Raw genomic sequence first — 19,030 nt, forward strand, 5'->3', positions numbered from 1 at the left:
CCCCGGCGGGGGGTCCCGGCGGGGGTTCAGGAGGGCGGCGCCCCCTTGGCCCTGACGGGTCGCTCACGCGCGTCACTCGGCCGCCAGACGCGCCTCCCGCTGGCCCGCCCGGTCGGCGGCCGCGTCCATGCCGCGTCCGCCGAGGTCGCGGTCCAGTGCGTCGGCCGCGATCCAGCCGGACATCATCACCATCGGCATGCCTGGCCCGGGATGCGCCGCGCCGCCGGCGAGGTAGAGCCCCTGCACCGCGCGCGAGCGGTTGCCCGGCTTGAAAGCGCCGGTGAAGCGCCCGTGGCTGGCGATCCCGTAGATGGCGCCGTCCAGCACCTTGTAGCGCTCGTGGATGTCCTGCGGCGTCAGCGCGCGCTCCACCACGATGCGCTCCTCGATGTCCTCCATCCCCGCCGTGCGCTTCAGCTTGTCCAGGATGGTGCGGCGGTATTCCGGCAGCATCCGGGACCAGTCCTGGCCGGGGCGGAGATGCGGCGTGTGCACCAGCACGTAGAGCGCCTCGCCGCCCTCCGGCGCGACGGTGGGGTCGGTGGCGGCGGGAGCGGCGAGATAGGCGGTCGGGTCGGGCGCCGGCACGCCCTTCTTGTAGATGGCGTCGAACTCCTCCTCCGCGTCGCGCGAGAAGACGAAGTCATGGTGCGCCAGATGCTCATAGCGCCGGCTGAGGCCGAGATAGAGCACCACGCCCGAGCAGGCCGGCTCGAACTTCCTGCGGCTGTATTTCCGCGCCGCGCCGCCGCCGACCAGCTCGCCATAGGTGCGGATGGCGTCCATGTTGGAGATCACGGCGTCGCAGGCGATGCGCTCCCCGCCGGCCTTCACCGCACGAACGGCGCCGTTCTCGATCTCCAGCCCGGTCACCTCGGTGCCGGGCCGCAGGTCGGCGCCGAGGGAGGCGGCCAGCCTCGCCAGCCCCTCGGCCACCGCGCGGGTGCCGCCCTTGGGGTACCAGATGCCTTCCGCCGCCTGCATGTCGCCGATGCCGCAGAGCACGGCGGGCGCCAGGTAGGGCGAGGAGCCGACATACTGCGTGTAGTGGTCAAGCATCTGTGCCAGCCGCGCATCCGGCACGTGGCCGCGGATCACCTTCGCCACGGTCTGGCCCATGCGCAGCGCCAGCACGTCCCGCATGGTGTTGGGGTCGAGATTGGCGCGGAAATCCAGCGTGTCGGTGATGCCCTCCACCGGCTTCCAGAAGAAGAACTTCTCCGAAACGTCGTGCAGCTTGCGGGCGACCTCCTGGAAGCGGCGGTAGCCCGCCCCGTTCCCGGCGGCGAAGCGGTCCATGGAGGCTGCCATGGCCGGCACGTCCTGCATCAGGTCGATCTGCGTGCCGTCCTCGAAGAAGCAGCGCCACTGGGGGTCGAGCCGGATCAGCGGCAGCTCGGCCTGCTGGTCGCGCCCGGCCTCGGCGAAGATGCGGCGCAGCACGCGCGGCATGGTCAGGATGGTCGGCCCCATGTCGAAGCGGAAGCCGCTGTTGGCCCCCTCCGGGCTTCCTGTCCCCTGCCCGGGCAGGTTCAGCACCGCGGCCTTGCCGCCCAGCCAGGGGTTCTTGTCGAACAGCGTGACGCGGTGCCCGCGCGCCGCTGTCACCGCCGCCGCGGCAAGGCCGCCCAGCCCGCCGCCGATCACCACCACATGCGACGTGCTCATGCGACCATCTCCTTGCCCTTGCCCGGCTGGCGCACCGGTTCCAGCCCCGGCAGCGCGGTCTCGACACCCTCCAGCCCAAGGTCGCGCAGCAACAGGTTGCTGCTGATCCGCGCGCCCTCGTAGATCACCGGCAGGCCGCTGCCGGGATGCGTGCCGCCGCCCACGAGGTACAGCCCCTCCGTGCCGGCGAAACGGTTGCCCGGGCGGAAGTTGAGCATCTGGCCGAGGTCGTGAGCCAGGTTGAAGGTGGCGCCGTAGCCGACGGCGAACTGCTCCTGCCAGTCCACCGGCGTCACCATGCGCTCGTAGCGGATGCGCGATTCGATGTCCGGCAAGCCGAGCCTGGCGAGCCGACGCAGCGCCTCGGCCCGGAAGGCGGGCGCGGTGGCCTGCCAGTCCGTGGTGCCACGCAGGTTGGCGACGGGCACCAGGAGGTAGAGGCTGCTGTGCCCCTCCGGCGCCATGGAAGGGTCGGTGGCCACCGGGTTGTGCAGGTAGAAGGAGGGTTCGTCCGGCAGCAGCCCGGTCTCGATCTCCCGCAGGTTGCGCCGGTAGTCCTCGGCCAGCAGCACGGTGTGGTGCGCAAGCTGCGGGAAGCGCCCCTCCACGCCAAGGTAGAGCATGAAGGTGGAGCAGGAATAGCGCGCCCCCGCGATGCGCCGGTCGGACCAGCGGCGCCGCAGCGCATCCGGGATCAGCTGCGGCGCGGCATGGGCGAAATCGGCGTTCATCACCACCGCATCGGCCGGCAGGAAGCTGCCGCCGACGGCGGCGCCCACGGCGCGCCGCCCATCGAAGGCGATGCGCTCCACCGGGGCATTGAGGCGGATCTCGGCGCCCAGCCGCTCGGCCACGCGCGCCATCGCCGTCGCCACGGCGCCGCAGCCGCCCAGCGGATGAAAGACCCCGTGTTCGTATTCCAGGAAGGAAAGGATGGTGAAGAGGCTGGGACAGCGGAAGGGGCTCATCCCCAGGTACTTGGTCTGGAAGGAGAAGAGCAGCCGGGTGCGCGGATCGCGGAAGAAGCGCCGCAGCTCCGCATCCACCGAGAGATGCGGCCGCAGGTGCGGCAGCGCCTTCAGCATGTCCCACCCGAAAAGGTCGGCGGCCGAGGAGAAGCCGCGTTCCAGCACGGGGCGGAAGGCTTCCAGCTTGGCCCGGTTGCTGGCGAGGAAGGGGCGGAGGTTGCGTGCGTCGGCCGGGTCCAGCTTGGCGATCTCGGCCTCCATGCGGGCGAGATCGGGCGTCGCGTCCAGCACGGGCCCGGCGGCGCCGCCGAAAATCAGACGGTACTGCGGGTCCAGCCGGGCGAGCGCCACCTCGTCGCGCAGGGAGGCGCCGCAACTGGCGAAGATCTCCTCCAGGATGCGCGGGTAAAGGAAGAAGGTGGGCCCGAGATCGAACCGGTACCCCTCGGGCGTGGTGAGGGTGCGGCTTCGGCCGCCCACCACCCCGTCCTTTTCCAGCACGGTGACCCGCAGGCCGCGGGCCGCCAGCAGCATGGCGGCGGCCAGCCCGCCCGGCCCGGCGCCGATGACGATGGCATGGCGCCGGGAGCGGCGAAGGGCAGGGGAGGTCAGCGGAAGGGTCATGCCGGATCTGCGATCGCCTGTCGGATTGGTAAGAACAGGTGCGGTCGCAGCGCGGCTTGCCAAGGGTGGAAGCGCACGCGCACCACCACTTCATCGCTCCGGCAGGCCGGCATCCCCGCCGGCCCGGATGCGGCGCCTTCCCTCAGGCGGCCTGCGCCGCCGGCCCCTGGCGCCGACTGTCGTAGCCGCGCGGATGCGCCTCCCGCCAGGCCCAGGCGGTGCGCACGATGTCATCCAGCGCGGCGTAGCGGGGCACCCAGCCGGTTTCGCGCCGCAGCCGCTCGTTGGAGGCCACCAGCACCGCCGGGTCGCCCGCGCGGCGCGGGCCGATGCTGTGCGGCACCCGTCGCCCGGAGACGCGCTCCACCGCATCGAGCACCTCGCGCACGGAGTGCCCCTGGCCATTGCCCACATTGTAGCGGACGCTCGGCCCGTCCTCGAGCGCGTCGAGGACGCGCAAGTGGGCATCGGCCAGGTCGGTCACATGCACGTAATCGCGGATGCAGGTGCCGTCGGGGGTCGGATAGTCGGTGCCGAACACCGTCAGCTCCGGCCCGAGCCCGAGGGCCGCATTGATGGCGAGCGGGATCAGGTGCGTCTCGGGATGATGATCCTCGCCCAGCCGACCCTGCGGGTCCGCGCCGGCGGCGTTGAAATAGCGCAGCGCGGCCGAGCGGAGCCCATGCACCTGGTCCGCCCAGTCCAGCCCGGCCTCGGCCATGCGCTTGGACTCGCCATAGGCGGAGGTGGGCGCCAGCCGCGCGGTCTCGTCAATCGGCGTGGTTTCCGGGTTGCCGAACAGCGCGGCGGTGGAGGAGAGCACAAAGCGCCTGCAACCGGCCTTCACGGCGGCATCCGCGACGGCCAGCGTGTTGCAAAGGTTCTCGGAGAGATAGCGCAACGGATCGCGCATGCTTTCACCAACCAGGGACAGGGCGGCGAAATGCAGCACCCCGTCGAACCGCCAAGCGGCGAAGACCTCCGCCAGCGCCCGGCTGTCGGCGACGTCCGCGACCACCAGCTCCGTATCCGCTGGCACGGCGGCGCGATGTCCTTGCCGGAGATCGTCCACCACGACGACCTCATCCCCCCGCTCCCGCAGGGCGAGGACGACATGGCTGCCGACATAGCCGGCTCCGCCCGTGACCAGGAAACGCGCCATCATAGATCCCTTGTTGCTGGTAGCCCCGACGAAAAAGCTGCGAGGCCCCCGCTTCGTTGCTGAAGAAGTTCGAGAGGCGAAGTGGGCGGTGCCGTGCCGCAGGATATACGGTGCCGCGCTTCTGCGGTTAGGGAATTCAACCCAAAGGGCAAAAGCGCCTCCGCTCAAATGCCTGCAACCGCATCAAATTCTGATCCAGGTGGGCAACCTGCGTGCTTCAACTTCCGGCTAGCTAGAGTTTCATCTCCGCCATGACGGGGACATGGTCGCTCGCCTGGGCCCAGCCTCGCGCGGCCCTGAGCACGTCGCAGCCGCTCAGGCTGCCCGCCAGGTCCTGGCTCACCCAGATATGGTCCAGGCGGCGGCCCCGGTTGGCGGCCGCCCAGTCCTTTGCGCGATAGGACCACCAGGTGTAGAGCTTCTCGGAGGGCGGCACGAAGTGGCGGAGCGCATCATGCCACGCCCCGGCCTGCTGCCAGCTGGCCAGAGCCTCCACCTCGACGGGGGTATGGGAAACCACGCCGAGCATCTGCCGGTGGCTCCACACGTCATGCTCCAGCGGCGCGATGTTGAGGTCGCCAAGCATCACGGCACGGCGCGCCGGACCACGCGCCTGGTTCCAGGCGGTCGCCTCCGCCAGGAAGTCAAGCTTGTGGGCGAATTTCGGGTTGGCGGCGCGATCCGGCACGTCCCCGCCGGCGGGAACATAGAAATTGTGCAGGTCCAGCCCGCCGGGCACGTCCAGCGTCACGCCGAGATGGCGGCAATCGCCCTTCTCGCACCAGTCCGGATCGCCTTCGCGGATGGCGAGCGGGATACGGGAAAGGACGGCGACGCCGTTGTAGCCCTTCATGCCGCGGACGGCGCGGTAGGGGAAGCCAAGGCCGGCAACGCCTTCATGCGGGAACAGTTCGTCCGGGCATTTCGTCTCCTGCAGGCAGATCACGTCCGGTGCCAGGTCGCGAACCAGGTCCGTCAGGAGCGGCAGGCGCAGGCGGACGGAGTTGATGTTCCAGGTGACGATGCGGAGCGTGGGCATGGCGGGAAGGGATAGGATGTAATGCCGGCGAGGGCCAGGGGTTGCAGGGCGCCGAAAATGGAGGCGCCCGGTCAGGGGGGTGACCGGGCGCCGGGGGGGTACATTCCTGGAGGGAATGGTCGGGTTTGGCTATGGGGACTAGCCACCCATCTATCAGAATGGCATCTACCGCACAAAAAATAAGGGTTTTTTGGTGGAATTCAAAAACGTTTGAATGAAAAACCTCAGGAGCGGCTCGCTCACTCTGCCGCGAGGGAGGCGGCCAGCACCGCTCCGCCGCTGACGCCCTGATGGCGCCGCGCTGCCTCGCCGAAAGCCTGGAACAGGCGCCGCGAGAGCATGTCCTTCGGCCAATCATATTCAGGGTGCCATTGCACACCAAGGGCAAAATCGCGGGCCTTCCCGACGCGCGCCGCCTCGATGGTCCCGTCCGGCGCCCAGGCCTCGGCGACAAGGCGCGGAGCCAGCGTTGCCACGCCCTGGTTGTGCAGCGAGTTCACCGGCACCGCCTCCGGCAGCCAGTCCAGCCCCGCCCAGTGGCGTGCCAGCTCGCCCTCCAGCGCGACCCGCACGGCATGCGCCTTGCCGGTGCGGACCCTGGGCAAGGCCTGGTCCGAGGGCGTGGAGTGGTCCATGCGGCCCGGAAGATCCTGGATGCGCTGATCCAGCGTGCCGCCAAGCGCCACGTTCAACTCCTGGAATCCCCGGCAGATGGCCAGCAGCGGCACGCCATTCTCCAGGGCGCCGCGAATCAATGGCAGGGTGGTGGCGTCCCGTGCCGGATCTTCCGGCGTGCCATCGAGATGAGGCGGGCCGGCATAAAGGTCCGGCTGCACGTTGGAGCGGCTGCCGGTCAGCAGCAGCCCGTCCAGCCGCGGCAGGATTTCTGCCGCAGCGCCCTCTCCCGCCGCGGGAACGAGGATCGGCACGCCGCCGACCGGCCCGAGAACCACCTGGATGTAGTGGTCCGATACCGCGTGGTTCGGCATGGCGAAGGCCCCGAAGGCCTTCATGCAGCAGGGGATGCCAATGAGGGGGCGCATGCCGGAAAAATCGCCCTTCAAAGCGGCGCGATCAAGTCACGATTCGTGCCGCTTTGTGGCGCCAGCCCTGCGTCAGCGGTTGCCCTCCTGCTCAAAGAAGCGGGGATCGTTGAAGGTGAAGAGCAGCTTGTCGAGCTTCATGCCGGTTTCGATGGCGCTGAGGCTGACGCGCGTCTGCCGCCCCTGGCTGTCCACCACGATCCACTGCCGCAGCTCCAGCGGCTCCTCGGCGAAGATCAGCGTCAGCCGCCCTTCGGCCGGCGCGTCGCGGCGGCGCAGCGTCACGCCGACGAAGCCGCCGCTGCGCTCCACCGCCATGACCTCAACGTCGCCGCCGAAGTGGATCTGCGTCCGCAGCAGGAGGCCAAGGGGGGTGGAGCCCACCGGCACCACCGTGGGCTGCTTCAGCTCGCGGTCGTAGTAGAGGAACTGGCCGTCCGAGGCGACCAGCAGCAGCGGCTCCGGCGGCTCGTAGTCGAAGCGCATGCGGCCCGGGCGCGCGATGAATGCGGTGCCCTCCGCGACGCCGCCGTTCTGCGCGATCTGCAGGAAATGCGCCCGCATGGTGGTGATGCTGTTGAGATAGGCCTCGATCCGCGCCAGCAGCGCCGCCCGCTGCGGGCTCTGGGCGGCGGCGCCATGGGGCAGGAAGGGCAGGGTCGCGGCGGCGGCGAGCAGGGTGCGTCGGAACATGCTGCCAATCTGGCCCTCGGCCGGCAGGAAAGAAAGCTGGCCGCACGAATTCCCCTCATGCGCCCCCCCATCCGTTTTCTTCGCGTGCGGCATGCTGGCGGAAAGCGCCGCGTCGGGCTGGTGGAAAGGAGAAGGGGCTCCGGGGGAATTCCTTGCCCCGAGCCTTCCCTTGCTACGTCGGGCCCTGGCTACATCGGGCCGCCCGGCACGGCGGCGGCCGTCAGCGCCGGGAAGCCGCGCGCCTGCGGCAGCTGGTAGTGCCACCACTCCAGCTTGTAGTGGTCCCAGCCCGCGGCGGTCATCAGCCCGAGCAGCAGTGCCCGGTTGCGCTGATCCTCCGCCGGCACCCCCGCATGACCATGCGCCGATTCCGGCACGGTGGCGTCAAAGCCGGTGCCCATCGGCAACTCGGCGCCTGTTGCGGCGTCGCACAGCGTCAGGTCCACCGCCGCGCCGCGCGGATGCACGCCCCCGGCACGCGGGTCGGCCACGAAGCGCTTGTCCTCGACGGCGTTCCACAGCGCCCATTGCGCCTCCACCGGGCGGAAGGCGTCGAACACCTTGAGGCGGAAACCGAGCCGCGCGGCCAGGTCGCGGGCGTGCAGCAGGCGCTCGCGCGCCGCGGGCAGCAGCAGCGCGACAGGGCGGGTATAGATGGGCGACCCGGTCAGGTTGTCCGGCGTGGCGTAGCGGAGGTCGAGGATGAATCCATCCTCCCCGGTGATGGGCAGCAGCATGGCGCGCATCCTGCCACCCGCGCGCGGTTCCGTCGCCGGCCGATCTGCCCTATGCAGCGCCGTATGCGGATCCTGGCATTGGACGGCGCGCTGGCGCGGGCCTCGGCGGCGGTGTGGGCGGATGGGCAGGTGCTCGCCGCCGCGGCGGCGGAGGGCGCGCGCGGCCAGGCCGTCGCGCTGCCGCCGATGGTGGCGCGGGTGCTGGCGGAGGCGGGCCTGGAAGCGGCTGCGCTGGACGCGGTGGCCGCGGTGGTGGGGCCTGGCGGCTTCACCGGCCTGCGCGCCGCGCTGGCCCTTGCGCAGGGGCTGGCGCTGGCCGCCGGCCGCCCCGCCATCGGCGTGACCACGGGGGAGGCGCTGGTTGCCGCCCTGCCGCCGGCGCTGCGTGCCGGGCAGAGCGTATGGTCGGTGATCGACACCAGGCGGGGCCGCGTGCTGCTGGAGCGCTTCGCTCCCGGTGCCGACGCGCCGCTTGGCCCGCCCGAACCCTTCACCCTGGACGCCTTGCCGGTGCCGGAGGGCGCGGTGGCGCTGGTGGGCGATGCCGCCGCGGCGGCGGCCGAGGCGCTCGCCGCCCGCCAAATCCCGGCCGCGCTGACCGGAAGCCTCCTGCCGGACGCCGCCGCCGTTGCGGCGGTGGCGGCGCTGCGCCTCGCCGGGCGCCTGGCGCNGTTGCGGCGGTGGCGGCGCTGCGCCTCGCCGGGCGCCTGGCGCCCCGTGCCGCCCTGCCGCTCTATGTCGAGCCGCCGGCGGTGCGGCCGCCCGGTGCCTGAACCGCGCTCCGCCGGGCCGGAGGCCGCCCCGACCCTCGCGACGCTGCACGGCGCGGCCTTTCCGCCCGCCGAGGCCTGGGGCGCCGAGGCGCTGCGCCTGATGCTGGAAATGCCCGGCGCCTTCGCCCTGCACAGCCCGGGGAAGGGCTTCATCCTCGTGCGCGCCGCGGCGGACGAGGCGGAAGTGCTGACCCTGGCCGTGCTTCCCGCCGCCCGCCGGCAGGGCGTCGGGCGGGCGCTGCTGGATGCGGCGCTGGGCGTGGCGGAGGCGGCCGGCGCCAGGCAGATGTTCCTGGAGGTTTCCACCGCCAACCCCGCCGCCCGCGCCCTCTACGCCGCGGCGGGCTTCGTGGAGGTCGGCCGCCGCCGCCGCTACTACCCAGATGGCAGCGATGCGCTGGTGCTCAGCCGCCGCCTTTGCGGATCCTGACCTGCAGGCTGCCGTCGGGCATTTCCCGTTGCCCGAGAACGGCATGTCCCTGCTCGGTGGCCGTGCGCGGAACATTCTGACGAGGCTCTTCGCCGCGCAACTTCACCAGCAAAACCTGCCCCTCCGTCATCCGGTCCAGCGCCAGGCGGGTGCGGACAAATGTCATGGGACAAGTTTCTCCTGTTATGTCGAGAGCTTGGTGGAAAAGATTTTCTTCGGGCGCTGTATTTTCCATCGATTTGCCTGCGGCTGGAATTTTACGCGGATGGGATATTGCGAAACGGTCGCGGCTGACGATATGCTTTGGCAAGTCAAGGCGAGATACACGTCGTGGCTGTACCGGATGGTTTTTGTGAGGCTTGGGGATGTCCGAAGAACAGGACGGGCGTGAACTTCTGGGACTGACAGCACAGATTGTGGCTGCCCATGTCTCAAACAACTCGGTTCCCCTGGCTGATGTGCCGACGCTGATCGAGCAGGTGCACCGCACGCTCTCCGGCCTCGGCACCGCGCCTGTTGCCGCGCCGCCGCCGGTCGAGCGCCCGCAGCCCGCCGTGCCGGTGAAGAAGTCGGTCCACGACGACTATCTGGTCTGCCTGGAAGACGGCAAGAAGCTGAAGATGTTGAAGCGGCATCTCAAGACAGCCTATGACATGACGCCCGAACAGTATCGCGAGCGCTGGGGCCTGCCGCCCGACTACCCCATGGTGGCGCCGAACTATGCGCGGCACCGCTCCTCGCTTGCCAAGAAGATCGGCCTGGGTACGAAGCCGCGTCCCGCCCGGCCGCGCCGGGCTGCGGCCACCGCCTGAGCGGCGGCTCCAGGCCGGCCATCGCCCGCCTTGCCTCCTCGTGCCGAAGATGGCAAGCCAGCGTTGTTCAGGCCTCGGGGCGCCCCGGCGCCTCCGCGGGCGCTCCGGACGCGCCGCAGGGTGCGGTATGGCGCGCCTGAGCGTCGTGTCATAATGCGTGCGGGCGGGTAGGGCCCTCCCTTCCCGCCGGCACAGGAGAGCACCCGACCAACCCGATGGACACGCGCACCGACACGCCCCGCCCCGCCGCCGACGCCGCGCCCGATCCCTTGCGGATCGAGCGGCTGTGCATCGAGCGGGGCCTGAAGATGACCGGGCAGCGCCGGCTGATCGCACGCGTCCTGTCCGAGGCCGTGGACCATCCGGACGTGGAGGAGCTGTACCGCCGCGCCCTCGCGCTTGATGCGCGCGTCTCCATCGCCACGGTGTACCGCACGGTGCGCCTGCTGGAGGAGAAGGGCATCCTGGAGCGGCACGACTTCGGCGGCGGCCGCGCGCGCTACGAGGCCACCGACCACGGCCACCACTACCACCTGATCGACGTGGACAGCGGCAAGGTCATCGAGTTCTCCGACGAGCAGCACGAGGCGCTGGCCAAGGCGATCGCCGCCCGGCTGGGATACGAGCTGATCGGTCACCGGCTGGAGCTGTTCGGCCGCCGCCCCGCGGCCGAGCCTGCGAGGGACGGGGCGCGGCGGGCACCGCGCCGGCGCGGGGGCGACGCCGCATGAGCCATGATGCGGCGACCGGCTTCGGCGAGCTGCGCATCGGCAATCTCGGCGTCCGCATCGCGGTGGACGCGGCGGAGGTGGAGGCGGCGCAGGCGCTGCGCTACCGCATCTTCTACGGCGAGATGGGCGCCCATCCCGATGCCGTCACCGCCGCGGCGGAGCGTGACTGCGACGCTTTCGACGACGTGGCCGACCATCTCCTGGTGCTCGACTATGACCGGGGCGAGGGTGCCGACGCGGTGGTCGGCACCTACCGGCTGATCCGCCGCGCGGCGGCCGAGCGCATTGGCGGCTTCTACTCCGCCTCGGAATACGACATCGGGCCGCTGCTGGCGCAGCCCGGCAACGTGCTGGAGCTCGGCCGCTCCTGCGTGGACGCGCGCTACCGCAACCGGGCGGCCATGCAGCTCCTCTGGTCCGGCATCGCCGCCTACATCTCCAAGCACCAGATCGCGCTGATGTTCGGCTGCGCCAGCCTGCCCGGCACCGACCTGGACCGGCTGGCCGCCCCCCTGACCTATCTGCACGCGCACCACCTGGCGCCGCCGGAACTGCGCCCGCGCGCCATTCCTGATCGCTACGTGGCGATGGACCGCCTGGACCCCGCCGCCGTGGACCCGCGCGCCGCGCTGGCCGACCTGCCGCCGCTGATGAAAGGCTACCTGCGACTCGGCGGTTTCGTGGGCGAGGGCGCCGTCATCGACAGCCAGTTCAACACCACCGATGTTTGCGTGGTGGTCAAGACCGAGCTGGTCACCGAGAAGTACAGCCGCCACTACGAGCGCAAGATCGGCGGCCGCGACTGAGCCGCCCTTCCGCTGTCATGCCGGAGACACGCGGCCGACATTGTTCTGGGAGGACGGCTCCGCTATCCGGCTTGGTCATGCAGGTTCCTGTTCCCGTTCCGCTGGATGAGCCACCTCCGTCGCGCCAGCGCGCCCCCTCCTGGCTGCGGCCGGAGGTCCAGGATGCCGGCCTGCTGCTGGCGCCCGCTTCGCCGGGTGCGGGCCGGGTGCGCGCCACGCGGCGCCTCGTGTCGGTTCTGATCTGGACGCTGCTCTGCATCCCCGTGCAGCTCGTGCTGCTCCTCCTTCCCGGAAGCGGCAAGCGGCGCTTCGCCCGCTCATACCATGCGGTGATGTGCCGGCTGATCGGCCTGCGCGTGCAGGTGGTGGGCGAGGTGTGCCGCGAGGCGCCCGCCCTGTTCCTTTCCAACCATTCCTCCTGGCTGGATATCCTGGTGCTCGGCAGCGTGCTGGAGGCGCCCTTTGTCGCCAAGGCGGAGGTCGGCACATGGCCGCTGATCCGCACCGTGGCGCGGCTCGGGCGCACGGTCTTCGTCAGCCGCAGCCGCGGCCGCACGAGCGAGGAGGCCGATGCGATGCGGCAGCGCCTGGGCGCCGGGGACAGCCTGATCCTCTTTCCCGAGGGCACCAGCAATGACGGCGCGCGCGTGCTGCCCTTCCGCTCCTCCTTTCTGGCGGTGGCGGATGCGGCGGTCGCGGTGCAGCCGATCTCGGTGGTGTACGACCGTATCGGTGGCCTGCCGGCGCGCCGGCGGGACCGCCCCCACTTCGCCTGGTACGGGGACATGGACATCGGCAGCCACTTCTGGCGCCTGGCATGCCGCCCGGGCGGGCACGTGACGGTTCTGCTCCACCAACCGCTGGATCCGCGTGCCTTTCGCAACCGCAAGGTGCTGACGCAGGCCGTGGAGGAGGTCGTCGCCGAAGGCGCTGCGGTGCTCCGGCAGAACCGGGTGGCAACGCCCCTGGCCGCCTTGCCGCGCTGAACACGGAAAGGCGCGAGGAACTGCGTCCGCCACGCCTTTGATCGCTTCGGCGCCGCCGCTGCGGGCGCCGGCGCGATCTTCAGTCGGTCGGCGCCAGGCTCTTGATCAGGTCGAAGACGCGCTTGCGGACGGAAGGCTCGGTGATCCGGTAGTAGGCCCGCACCAGTTCAAGCGTCTCACGCTTGTGCAGCGTGTCGTCCTCGAAGCCTTCCTGATGCTCGGCGAAGCCGTTCAGGCGGTTGCGCAGCGCCGTGTTGCCGCCCATCGCGTCCGGCATGTCGTCGAAGAAGAAGCCGATCGGAACGTCCAGCACGCGGGCAAGGTCGAACAACCGGCTGGCGCCGATCCGGTTCACGCCGCGCTCATACTTCTGGACCTGCTGGAAGGTAAGGCCAAGAGCCTCGCCCAGCTTCTCCTGGCTCATACCGAGGAGCGTGCGCCGCAGCCGTACTCGGCTGCCAACGTGAACATCGATCGGGCTCGGCCGATGTTCCCGCTCGCTCCGCTCCACCACATCATCGCTGGGCATATGCAAACCTCCGCCACAATGTGCAGCACCGCGCCCGGTTGCTCTGGGTTTGCCTACACCTTCGCGGCGGCGTTACCCGGCTGACCTTCGCCTTGCATCCATGAAAATCTGAGTAAGGGTCCGGCAAGGTTTTGTCAACTCTTTCGAGAAATCTCAATTAAGCGACGCCGCGGCCCGCATTTGACCGGTCTTTCGTAGGCGATCCCCGGAAAAACGCAACCAGGAGGATCAAAACCGCCAGGGATAACGCGCCAATGTTGCCGACGCGCGCAAAGAGGGTTGGCGGCAGCGGAGCCGGCAACGGAGCCACCACGGTGCCCCGTTCGCCCAGGCCGAGCCGTGCCACCGTCCGGCCATGCGCGTCGAACACGACGGAAACGCCGGTTTGCGCGGCGCGGGCGAGGGGAAGCCCCTCCTCGACCGCGCGCAGGCGGGCCGCCGCGAGGTGCTGGTACGGGCCGGCGGAGAAGCCGAACCAGGCATCGTTGGTGATATTCAGCAGCCAGTCCGGCCGCTGTGCCGGGACGATGGCTCCCGGAAAGATGACCTCATAACAAATCAGTGGGCTGAAGGGCGGCAGCCCTCCGGGTTCCATCGCGACGGGACCGGGGCCCGCGCCGAAATCCGCGCCGCCCTGAACGATCCGGATCGGGATCAGCCCGCGCAGCGGCATGTATTCGCCGAAGGGCACCAGATGCGCCTTGTCGTAGACACCCAGCAGCCGCCCCTCCGCGTCCACCGCCGAAAGGCTGTTGAAGAGGTGGCTCAGCCGCCCGTCCGCGCCCCATTCCGCGCGCACCGAGCCGGCCAGCAGGATGCCGCCCGGTGGCAGGGTGCGGGCGGCATAGTCGCGCGCCGCGGCGTCGGAGGGCAGCAGGAACGGGCTTGCCGTCTCCGGCCAGATCGCCACCAGCCGGCGGTCGGAGGGTGCGCGGGCGGCGCCTTGCTGGGTCAGTTCGAGATAGCGGCGAAAGATCGGCCAGCGTTGGTCCTCGCGCCACTTCGCCTCCTGCTGGATGTTGCCCTGCACCAGCATCACCGACAGCGGCCGGGGGGGCGGCTCTGTGCCGGCCAGCCGCGCCGCGCCGAGGCCCGCGAGCACCAGCAGCGCCAGCGCGCCACCCATCATCGCGCGCCGGCCAAGCCATGGCAGGCCGGCCAGCAGCATGGTGGCCAGCGAGAGGCCGTACACGCCGAACCAGGCGGCGCCCTGGATCGGCAGCGCATCGAAGGCCCAGGCCGAGCCCATGAGGTTCCAGGGGAAGCCGGTGAAGAGCAGGCCGCGCAACCACTCCATCACCACCCAGGCGCCAGCCAGCGCCAGCCAGCGTCGCCAGCCCGGCCGCGCCCGCCAGGCGACGACCGCGGCGACGGCGACATAGGCGGCCAGCGGCAGGGCCAGCCCGGGCACGGCGATCGGCACCAGCCATCCCCAGCGCCATGGGTCGGTCAGCAGGGCGTGGCTGATCCAGTAGAGCCCGACAATATGGTGGCCCCAGCCCCAGCACAGGCCCAGAAGCGCGGCCCTGCGCCCGCTTCCGGCACCGTCCAGCAGGGCGAGCAGGCCCGGAACCGCCAGCAGCAGCACCGGCACGGCGTAGAGCGGCGGCATGGCGAGGGCGCCGAGCGCCCCCAGGCCGAAGGCAGCAAGCAGGGCCCGGCGGCCGGTCAGGCGGGAGATCTTGGAAAGCACGCGGGGGAAACCCTGTTTCAGGAGAGGTGTCGGCCTGAAAGGGGGTAGCCCAAAGGGGCTTCACCGGCGAGAGGGCGGGGAGAAAGCTCCGGGGAGTTCTTTTCACCCGGTTGCGGCCGTGCTTTCCGCGAGCACACGACGCGAAGAAAAAAGAAGAGGGTCTGGGGGAACTGCTTCCCCCAGCCGTCCTACTCCGCCGCCACCCGTGCGGGCGCCGGCCCGCTATGCGCGCCTGGCCGCCGGATGCGCAGGCGGCGGATCCGGCGCGCATCGGCGTCGAGCACGCGGAACTCCAGCCCGGAGGGGTGGGACACCAGCTCCCCCTTGGCCGGCACGCGGCCCGCCAGGGTGAAGACCAGCCCGCCCACGGTGTCGATGTCCTGTTCGCGCTCGTCCTCGGTCAGCACCTCGCCGATGCGCTCCTCGAAGATGTCGATCGGCGTGCGGGCGTCGAGGTCGATCAGCCCGTCCGGCCGCTCCACGAACTGCGGCGGGCGGTCCTCGTCATGCTCGTCGGAGATGTCGCCGGTGATGGTCTCGACCAGGTCCTCGATGGTCACCAGCCCGTCGATGCCGCCGTATTCGTCCACCACCAGCGCCAGGTGCATGCGCTGCTGGCGCATCTGCAGCAGCAGGTCCAGCACCGGCACGGAGGGCACCACGAAGAGCGGCCTGCGCAGCACCGCCGCCATGCTGAACGGACCCTCGCGGCCGACGCTGGCGAACACGTCCTTGATGTGGACCATGCCGACGATATCGTCGAGCTGCTCGCGATAGACGGGAAAGCGGCTGTGGCCCTCGCGCTGGATCAGGCGGATGGCCTGCTCCAGGGTCAGGTCCTCGGGCATGGCGACGATGTCGGCGCGCGGCACCATCACGTCGCTGGCGGCCTTGCCGCGCAGCTTGAGCACGTTGCGCAGCATGGCGCGTTCCTGCGCATCCAGCTCCGGGCGGGGCGGGCCGTCGTGCTCATGCGCCTCCTCGGGGTCGCGCCCCTCGACCAGGGCCTCCATCTGGTCGCGCACCGTCTCGGCCGAGCGGCGGCGGAGCAGGCCGTGCAGGCGCCAGAGGATGCCCTCCCGGGTCTCGCGGGTCTCGCTCATGTCACGCCCCGCCAGGGATTGGGCATGCCAAGGCGGCGAAGGATGCGCGCCTCGGCGCGCTCCATGCGGCGCGCCTCGCCGGCCTCGACATGGTCGTGGCCGCCCAGGTGCAGCGTGCCATGCGCCACCAGATGCGCCAGATGCGCCGCGACGCGACGGCTGGCGCCGCGCGCCTCGCGCCGCACCACCCCGAGCGCCAGGGCGATGTCGCCCAGGTGGCCGAAGCCTTCGCCAGGAAAGGAAAGCACGTTGGTCGGCTTGACCTTGCCGCGGTGCCGGCCGTTCAGGCGCTTCACCGCGCGGTCGTCCGTCAGCAGGACGGTCATGCTGCCGGAGGGGGCGCCGATCGGGGCATGGTCGAGGGGGAAGCCGTCGCCGAGCATCTCGGCCCAGGCGGCTTCGGCGGCGCGGCGCGCCAGATCCTCGGCGCGGGGCACGGCCGCACGCCATGCCGGAGCGTCGATGACGACGACGACCTCCGGTGTGGGATGCCCGGCCACGCTATCGCGGCCGGGCGACAGACTTCCCGGTTCCATCATTCTCCTTCCTGCCGCGCGGGAGGAGTCCCGTCACGGCGCCGTCCGCCCGCGCCGCCCACTCTGGCGGCGGGGCCCCCGGCCGATTGATCGGCACGGTTATACGCGGCCACGATCCGCGCCACCAGCGGATGCCGCACCACATCGGCCTCCGCGAAGCGCGAGACGCCGATGCCGTCCACCCCGTCCAGGATGGCGAGCGCTTCCACCAGGCCGGACTTCTGCCCGGGCGGCAGGTCGGCCTGGGTGGGATCGCCGGTGATCACCATGCGCGTGCCCTCGCCCATGCGGGTGAGGAACATCTTGATCTGCGCCGGCGTGGTGTTCTGCGCCTCGTCCAGGATGGCATAGCAATGCGCCAGCGTTCGGCCGCGCATGAAGGCCAGCGGCGCGATCTCGATCTCGCCCGAGGTGATGCGGCGCTGCACCTGGTCGGCCGGCATCATGTCGTGCAGGGCGTCGTAGAGCGGGCGGAGATAGGGGTCCACCTTCTCCTTCATGTCGCCGGGCAGGAAGCCCAGCCGCTCGCCGGCCTCGACGGCCGGGCGGGAGAGCACGATGCGGTCCACCCGTCCGGCCAGCAGCAGCGCCACGCCCTGGGCCACGGCGAGATAGGTCTTGCCGGTGCCAGCCGGGCCGATGCCGAAGACCATGTCCTGCCGCGCGAGCTGGTCCATGTAGGCCGCCTGCGCGTGGCTGCGCGGCGCGATGGCGCCCTTGCGGGTGCGGATCGCCGGCAGGTCCGCCAGCGGCAGGCGCGGCTCGTCCCCGCTGGCCGGCGCCGCAGGGGCGCCCTCCGCCAGGCGCAGCGCCGCCTCCACCTCGGCCATGCCGACCGATTCGCCCCGCTCCAGCCGCATCCAGAGGCTGCGCAGCGCCGTCTCGGCGATCCCCGTCGCCTCGGCCGCGCCGATGATCGAGAGCCGGTTGCCCCGGCTGGCCAGCCGGATCCCCAGTCGCTGCTCGATACGGGCCAGATGGCGGTCATGCTCGCCGAACAGCAACGGCAGCAGCGCGTTGTCCTCGAACTGCAGCGTGACGGTCCGGGCTTCGGACACGGTGTCAGCCGCCGGGGGGCGGCTCAGGTTGCGGGCATCGGCGCGAAGCGCGATGGAGGCGGTGTTGCTCAAGCGCAGGCAAGCTCCTTCTCGTCGAGCAAGGTTGCGGAGAGAGAATTGGGGTGCGCTGCGGTGATTCGCACCCTCACCACCTGTCCCGCGAGGCCTTCCGGGCCAATCGCATGGATGGGTTGCAGCCAGGGCGTGCGTCCGGCCACCTGGCCCGGGTGCCGCCCGGCGCCGGTCATCAGCACGTCGCACTCACGGCCGACGCAGGCGCGGTTGAAATCGTCCTGCTGGCGGCGGAGCAGGGCCTGCAGCTCCTGCAGCCGCTCGTCCTTGACCGTCTCGGCCACCTGGAAGGGCTGGTCGGCGGCGGGGGTGCCGGGACGGGGCGAGTACTTGAAGCTGTAGGCCAGGGCGAAGCCGACCTTCTCCACCAGCCGCATGGTCGCCGCATGGTCCTCGGCGGTTTCGCCGGGATGGCCCACGATGAAGTCGGAGGAGAGCGCCAGGTCCGGCCGCGCCTCGCGCAGCCGGTCGGCCAGGCGGAAGAACAGCTCCGCCTCGTGGCCGCGGTTCATCGCCTGGAGCATCTTGTCCGAGCCGCTCTGCACGGGCAGGTGCAGGAAGGGCATCAGCTGCGGCACGGTGCCATGCGCGCGGATGAGCGCGTCATCCATGTCGCGCGGGTGGCTGGTGGTGTAGCGGATGCGGGCCAGCCCATCGATCTCGGCCAGGGCATGGATCAGCCGCGCCAGGCCCCAGGTGGAGCCATCGGGCGCCTCGCCGTGCCAGGCGTTCACGTTCTGGCCGAGCAGCGCGATCTCCCGCGCGCCGCGCGCCACCATCCGCCGGGCCTCCGCGACGATGGCGGCGGCCGGCCGGCTGAACTCGGCGCCGCGGGTATAGGGCACCACGCAGAAGGAGCAGAACTTGTCGCAGCCCTCCTGGATGGTCAGGAAGGCGACCGGCCCCTGCTGCCCCTGCGCGTCGGGCAGATGGTCGAACTTCTGCTCCACCGGGAAGTCGGTCTCGATCTGGGCGCCGGCGGCGCGGCTGGCGCGGGCCACCATCTCCGGCAGGCGATGATAGGTCTGCGGCCCCAGCACGAGGTCCACCCAGGGGGCGCGGGCGGTGATCTCGGCGCCCTCGGCCTGGGCGACGCAGCCGGCCACGGCCAGCACCATCCGCTGCCCGGCCGCCTCCTTCTCCTGCTTCAGCAGGCGCAGGCGGCCGAGATCGGAGAACACCTTCTCCGAGGCCTTCTCGCGGATATGGCAGGTGTTGAGGATGACCATGTCGGCCTCCTCCGGCGTCTCGGCGGGGCCGTAGCCGAGTGGCGCCAGGACGTCGGCCATGCGGCCGCTGTCATAGACGTTCATCTGGCAGCCCCAGGTGCGGATGTAGAGCCGCTTGCGGGGGGAGCCGGCAGTCTCGGACAAGATGGGGCGATCCTGGGCAGGCAGGGAAGAGGTCATGACGCGGAGGGAACCCGGGGCTGCGGAACCCGGCGGCACAAGCCGGCCGGGGCCACCCCGATGGGGGGCGGCGTCGCGGGCGGATGTGCGGGGCGCGTGGCCGCGGGTCAAGCGGCCAGGCTCCCCGAGACCGCGGAATCCGTCTGCGATCCAGGGCG

Annotated in this window: 19 protein-coding genes; 5 read left to right on the forward strand and 14 right to left on the reverse strand. The window is 70.9% G+C overall.

Annotation, left to right across the window (positions count from 1 at the left end):
* Positions 1-72 precede the first annotated feature (72 nt).
* The 7 genes from E0493_RS19270 to ddpX form a co-directional block, all read right to left on the reverse strand.
* Entirely contained in the window at positions 73-1,668 is a 1,596-nt protein-coding gene (locus E0493_RS19270; RefSeq protein ID WP_160938889.1) for a phytoene desaturase family protein, read from the reverse strand.
* Positions 1,665-3,260, reverse strand: a complete 1,596-nt coding sequence (gene crtI, locus E0493_RS19275; RefSeq protein WP_160938890.1) for a phytoene desaturase family protein — start codon at positions 3,258-3,260, stop codon at positions 1,665-1,667. Before crtI ends, E0493_RS19270 begins: the two co-directional genes overlap by 4 nt.
* Before the next feature lie 142 nt (positions 3,261-3,402).
* On the reverse strand, positions 3,403-4,422 hold the full coding sequence (galE, locus tag E0493_RS19280) for a UDP-glucose 4-epimerase GalE (RefSeq protein WP_160938891.1): 1,020 nt from the start codon (positions 4,420-4,422) through the stop codon (positions 3,403-3,405).
* Positions 4,423-4,654: 232 nt separating this feature from the next.
* Positions 4,655-5,461 carry an exodeoxyribonuclease III gene (locus tag E0493_RS19285; RefSeq protein ID WP_160938892.1) on the reverse strand — a complete coding sequence of 269 codons (807 nt, stop codon included), beginning with the start codon at positions 5,459-5,461 and terminating at the stop codon, positions 4,655-4,657.
* Between the two features lie 239 nt (positions 5,462-5,700).
* Positions 5,701-6,504, reverse strand: coding sequence for a gamma-glutamyl-gamma-aminobutyrate hydrolase family protein (locus E0493_RS19290; protein ID WP_160938893.1), 804 nt, complete (start codon positions 6,502-6,504; stop codon positions 5,701-5,703).
* A gap of 72 nt (positions 6,505-6,576) precedes the next feature.
* Complete coding sequence (locus E0493_RS19295) at positions 6,577-7,197, reverse strand: LolA family protein (RefSeq protein WP_160938894.1); 621 nt, start codon at positions 7,195-7,197, stop codon at positions 6,577-6,579.
* A gap of 188 nt (positions 7,198-7,385) precedes the next feature.
* Positions 7,386-7,934, reverse strand: a complete 549-nt coding sequence (gene ddpX / locus E0493_RS19300) for a D-alanyl-D-alanine dipeptidase (protein WP_160938895.1) — start codon at positions 7,932-7,934, stop codon at positions 7,386-7,388.
* A 63-nt stretch (positions 7,935-7,997) separates the two neighbouring features.
* Between ddpX and tsaB the strand changes: the two genes are divergently transcribed.
* Positions 7,998-9,137 (forward strand): tRNA (adenosine(37)-N6)-threonylcarbamoyltransferase complex dimerization subunit type 1 TsaB, encoded by a 1,140-nt coding sequence (gene tsaB, locus E0493_RS23535; RefSeq protein ID WP_235913893.1) that lies wholly within the window; start codon positions 7,998-8,000, stop codon positions 9,135-9,137.
* Here the strand turns inward: tsaB and E0493_RS19315 are convergent.
* On the reverse strand, positions 9,112-9,372 hold the full coding sequence (locus E0493_RS19315) for a sulfurtransferase TusA family protein (protein WP_160938935.1): 261 nt from the start codon (positions 9,370-9,372) through the stop codon (positions 9,112-9,114). The genes tsaB and E0493_RS19315 overlap by 26 nt on opposite strands.
* 130 nt (positions 9,373-9,502) lie before the next feature.
* Between E0493_RS19315 and E0493_RS19320 the strand changes: the two genes are divergently transcribed.
* From E0493_RS19320 to E0493_RS19335, 4 genes are all read left to right on the forward strand, one after another.
* The gene (locus E0493_RS19320; RefSeq protein WP_160938897.1) at positions 9,503-9,949 is read left to right on the forward strand and encodes a MucR family transcriptional regulator; all 447 of its coding nucleotides are present in this window, start codon (positions 9,503-9,505) and stop codon (positions 9,947-9,949) included.
* A gap of 215 nt (positions 9,950-10,164) precedes the next feature.
* The gene (locus E0493_RS19325; protein ID WP_160938898.1) at positions 10,165-10,680 is read left to right on the forward strand and encodes a Fur family transcriptional regulator; all 516 of its coding nucleotides are present in this window, start codon (positions 10,165-10,167) and stop codon (positions 10,678-10,680) included.
* Positions 10,677-11,486: a GNAT family N-acetyltransferase gene (locus E0493_RS19330; protein WP_160938899.1), complete on the forward strand. Its 810-nt coding sequence runs from the start codon at positions 10,677-10,679 to the stop codon at positions 11,484-11,486. The genes E0493_RS19325 and E0493_RS19330 overlap by 4 nt, the downstream gene beginning before the upstream one ends.
* Before the next feature lie 77 nt (positions 11,487-11,563).
* The gene (locus E0493_RS19335; RefSeq protein WP_160938900.1) at positions 11,564-12,472 is read left to right on the forward strand and encodes a lysophospholipid acyltransferase family protein; all 909 of its coding nucleotides are present in this window, start codon (positions 11,564-11,566) and stop codon (positions 12,470-12,472) included.
* A gap of 79 nt (positions 12,473-12,551) precedes the next feature.
* On the opposite strand, the gene E0493_RS19340 is transcribed toward E0493_RS19335, so the two are convergent.
* The 6 genes from E0493_RS19340 to miaB all read right to left on the reverse strand — a co-directional run bounded on the left by E0493_RS19340 (position 12,552) and on the right by miaB (position 18,872).
* Positions 12,552-13,001, reverse strand: a complete 450-nt coding sequence (locus tag E0493_RS19340) for a helix-turn-helix domain-containing protein (RefSeq protein ID WP_160938901.1) — start codon at positions 12,999-13,001, stop codon at positions 12,552-12,554.
* A 157-nt stretch (positions 13,002-13,158) separates the two neighbouring features.
* On the reverse strand, positions 13,159-14,694 hold the full coding sequence (gene lnt, locus E0493_RS19345) for an apolipoprotein N-acyltransferase (RefSeq protein WP_367614551.1): 1,536 nt from the start codon (positions 14,692-14,694) through the stop codon (positions 13,159-13,161).
* Between the two features lie 188 nt (positions 14,695-14,882).
* Positions 14,883-15,797 carry a hemolysin family protein gene (locus tag E0493_RS19350; RefSeq protein WP_160938902.1) on the reverse strand — a complete coding sequence of 305 codons (915 nt, stop codon included), beginning with the start codon at positions 15,795-15,797 and terminating at the stop codon, positions 14,883-14,885.
* Positions 15,794-16,333 carry an rRNA maturation RNase YbeY gene (gene ybeY, locus E0493_RS19355; RefSeq protein ID WP_160938903.1) on the reverse strand — a complete coding sequence of 180 codons (540 nt, stop codon included), beginning with the start codon at positions 16,331-16,333 and terminating at the stop codon, positions 15,794-15,796. Before ybeY ends, E0493_RS19350 begins: the two co-directional genes overlap by 4 nt.
* Positions 16,333-17,418, reverse strand: coding sequence for a PhoH family protein (locus E0493_RS19360; RefSeq protein WP_160938937.1), 1,086 nt, complete (start codon positions 17,416-17,418; stop codon positions 16,333-16,335). Before E0493_RS19360 ends, ybeY begins: the two co-directional genes overlap by 1 nt.
* Before the next feature lie 41 nt (positions 17,419-17,459).
* Positions 17,460-18,872: a tRNA (N6-isopentenyl adenosine(37)-C2)-methylthiotransferase MiaB gene (gene miaB, locus E0493_RS19365; RefSeq protein ID WP_160938904.1), complete on the reverse strand. Its 1,413-nt coding sequence runs from the start codon at positions 18,870-18,872 to the stop codon at positions 17,460-17,462.
* Positions 18,873-19,030 lie beyond the last annotated feature (158 nt).

The sequence above is a fragment of the Teichococcus coralli genome, assembly GCF_009829925.1.
GTDB lineage: Bacteria > Pseudomonadota > Alphaproteobacteria > Acetobacterales > Acetobacteraceae > Pseudoroseomonas > Pseudoroseomonas coralli.

What these genes read in the sequence shown, in the direction of transcription:
- E0493_RS19270 (WP_160938889.1), bottom strand. Translation starts at nt 1,668, where the DNA reads ATGAGCACGTCGCATGTGGTGGTGATCGGCGGCGGGCTGGGCGGCCTT.
- crtI (WP_160938890.1), bottom strand. Translation starts at nt 3,260, where the DNA reads ATGACCCTTCCGCTGACCTCCCCTGCCCTTCGCCGCTCCCGGCGCCAT.
- galE (WP_160938891.1), bottom strand. Translation starts at nt 4,422, where the DNA reads ATGGCGCGTTTCCTGGTCACGGGCGGAGCCGGCTATGTCGGCAGCCAT.
- E0493_RS19285 (WP_160938892.1), bottom strand. Translation starts at nt 5,461, where the DNA reads ATGCCCACGCTCCGCATCGTCACCTGGAACATCAACTCCGTCCGCCTG.
- E0493_RS19290 (WP_160938893.1), bottom strand. Translation starts at nt 6,504, where the DNA reads ATGCGCCCCCTCATTGGCATCCCCTGCTGCATGAAGGCCTTCGGGGCC.
- E0493_RS19295 (WP_160938894.1), bottom strand. Translation starts at nt 7,197, where the DNA reads ATGTTCCGACGCACCCTGCTCGCCGCCGCCGCGACCCTGCCCTTCCTG.
- ddpX (WP_160938895.1), bottom strand. Translation starts at nt 7,934, where the DNA reads ATGCTGCTGCCCATCACCGGGGAGGATGGATTCATCCTCGACCTCCGC.
- E0493_RS19315 (WP_160938935.1), bottom strand. Translation starts at nt 9,372, where the DNA reads ATGGAAAATACAGCGCCCGAAGAAAATCTTTTCCACCAAGCTCTCGAC.
- E0493_RS19320 (WP_160938897.1), top strand. Translation starts at nt 9,503, where the DNA reads ATGTCCGAAGAACAGGACGGGCGTGAACTTCTGGGACTGACAGCACAG.
- E0493_RS19325 (WP_160938898.1), top strand. Translation starts at nt 10,165, where the DNA reads ATGGACACGCGCACCGACACGCCCCGCCCCGCCGCCGACGCCGCGCCC.
- E0493_RS19330 (WP_160938899.1), top strand. Translation starts at nt 10,677, where the DNA reads ATGAGCCATGATGCGGCGACCGGCTTCGGCGAGCTGCGCATCGGCAAT.
- E0493_RS19335 (WP_160938900.1), top strand. Translation starts at nt 11,564, where the DNA reads ATGCAGGTTCCTGTTCCCGTTCCGCTGGATGAGCCACCTCCGTCGCGC.
- E0493_RS19340 (WP_160938901.1), bottom strand. Translation starts at nt 13,001, where the DNA reads ATGCCCAGCGATGATGTGGTGGAGCGGAGCGAGCGGGAACATCGGCCG.
- E0493_RS19350 (WP_160938902.1), bottom strand. Translation starts at nt 15,797, where the DNA reads ATGAGCGAGACCCGCGAGACCCGGGAGGGCATCCTCTGGCGCCTGCAC.
- ybeY (WP_160938903.1), bottom strand. Translation starts at nt 16,333, where the DNA reads ATGGAACCGGGAAGTCTGTCGCCCGGCCGCGATAGCGTGGCCGGGCAT.
- miaB (WP_160938904.1), bottom strand. Translation starts at nt 18,872, where the DNA reads ATGACCTCTTCCCTGCCTGCCCAGGATCGCCCCATCTTGTCCGAGACT.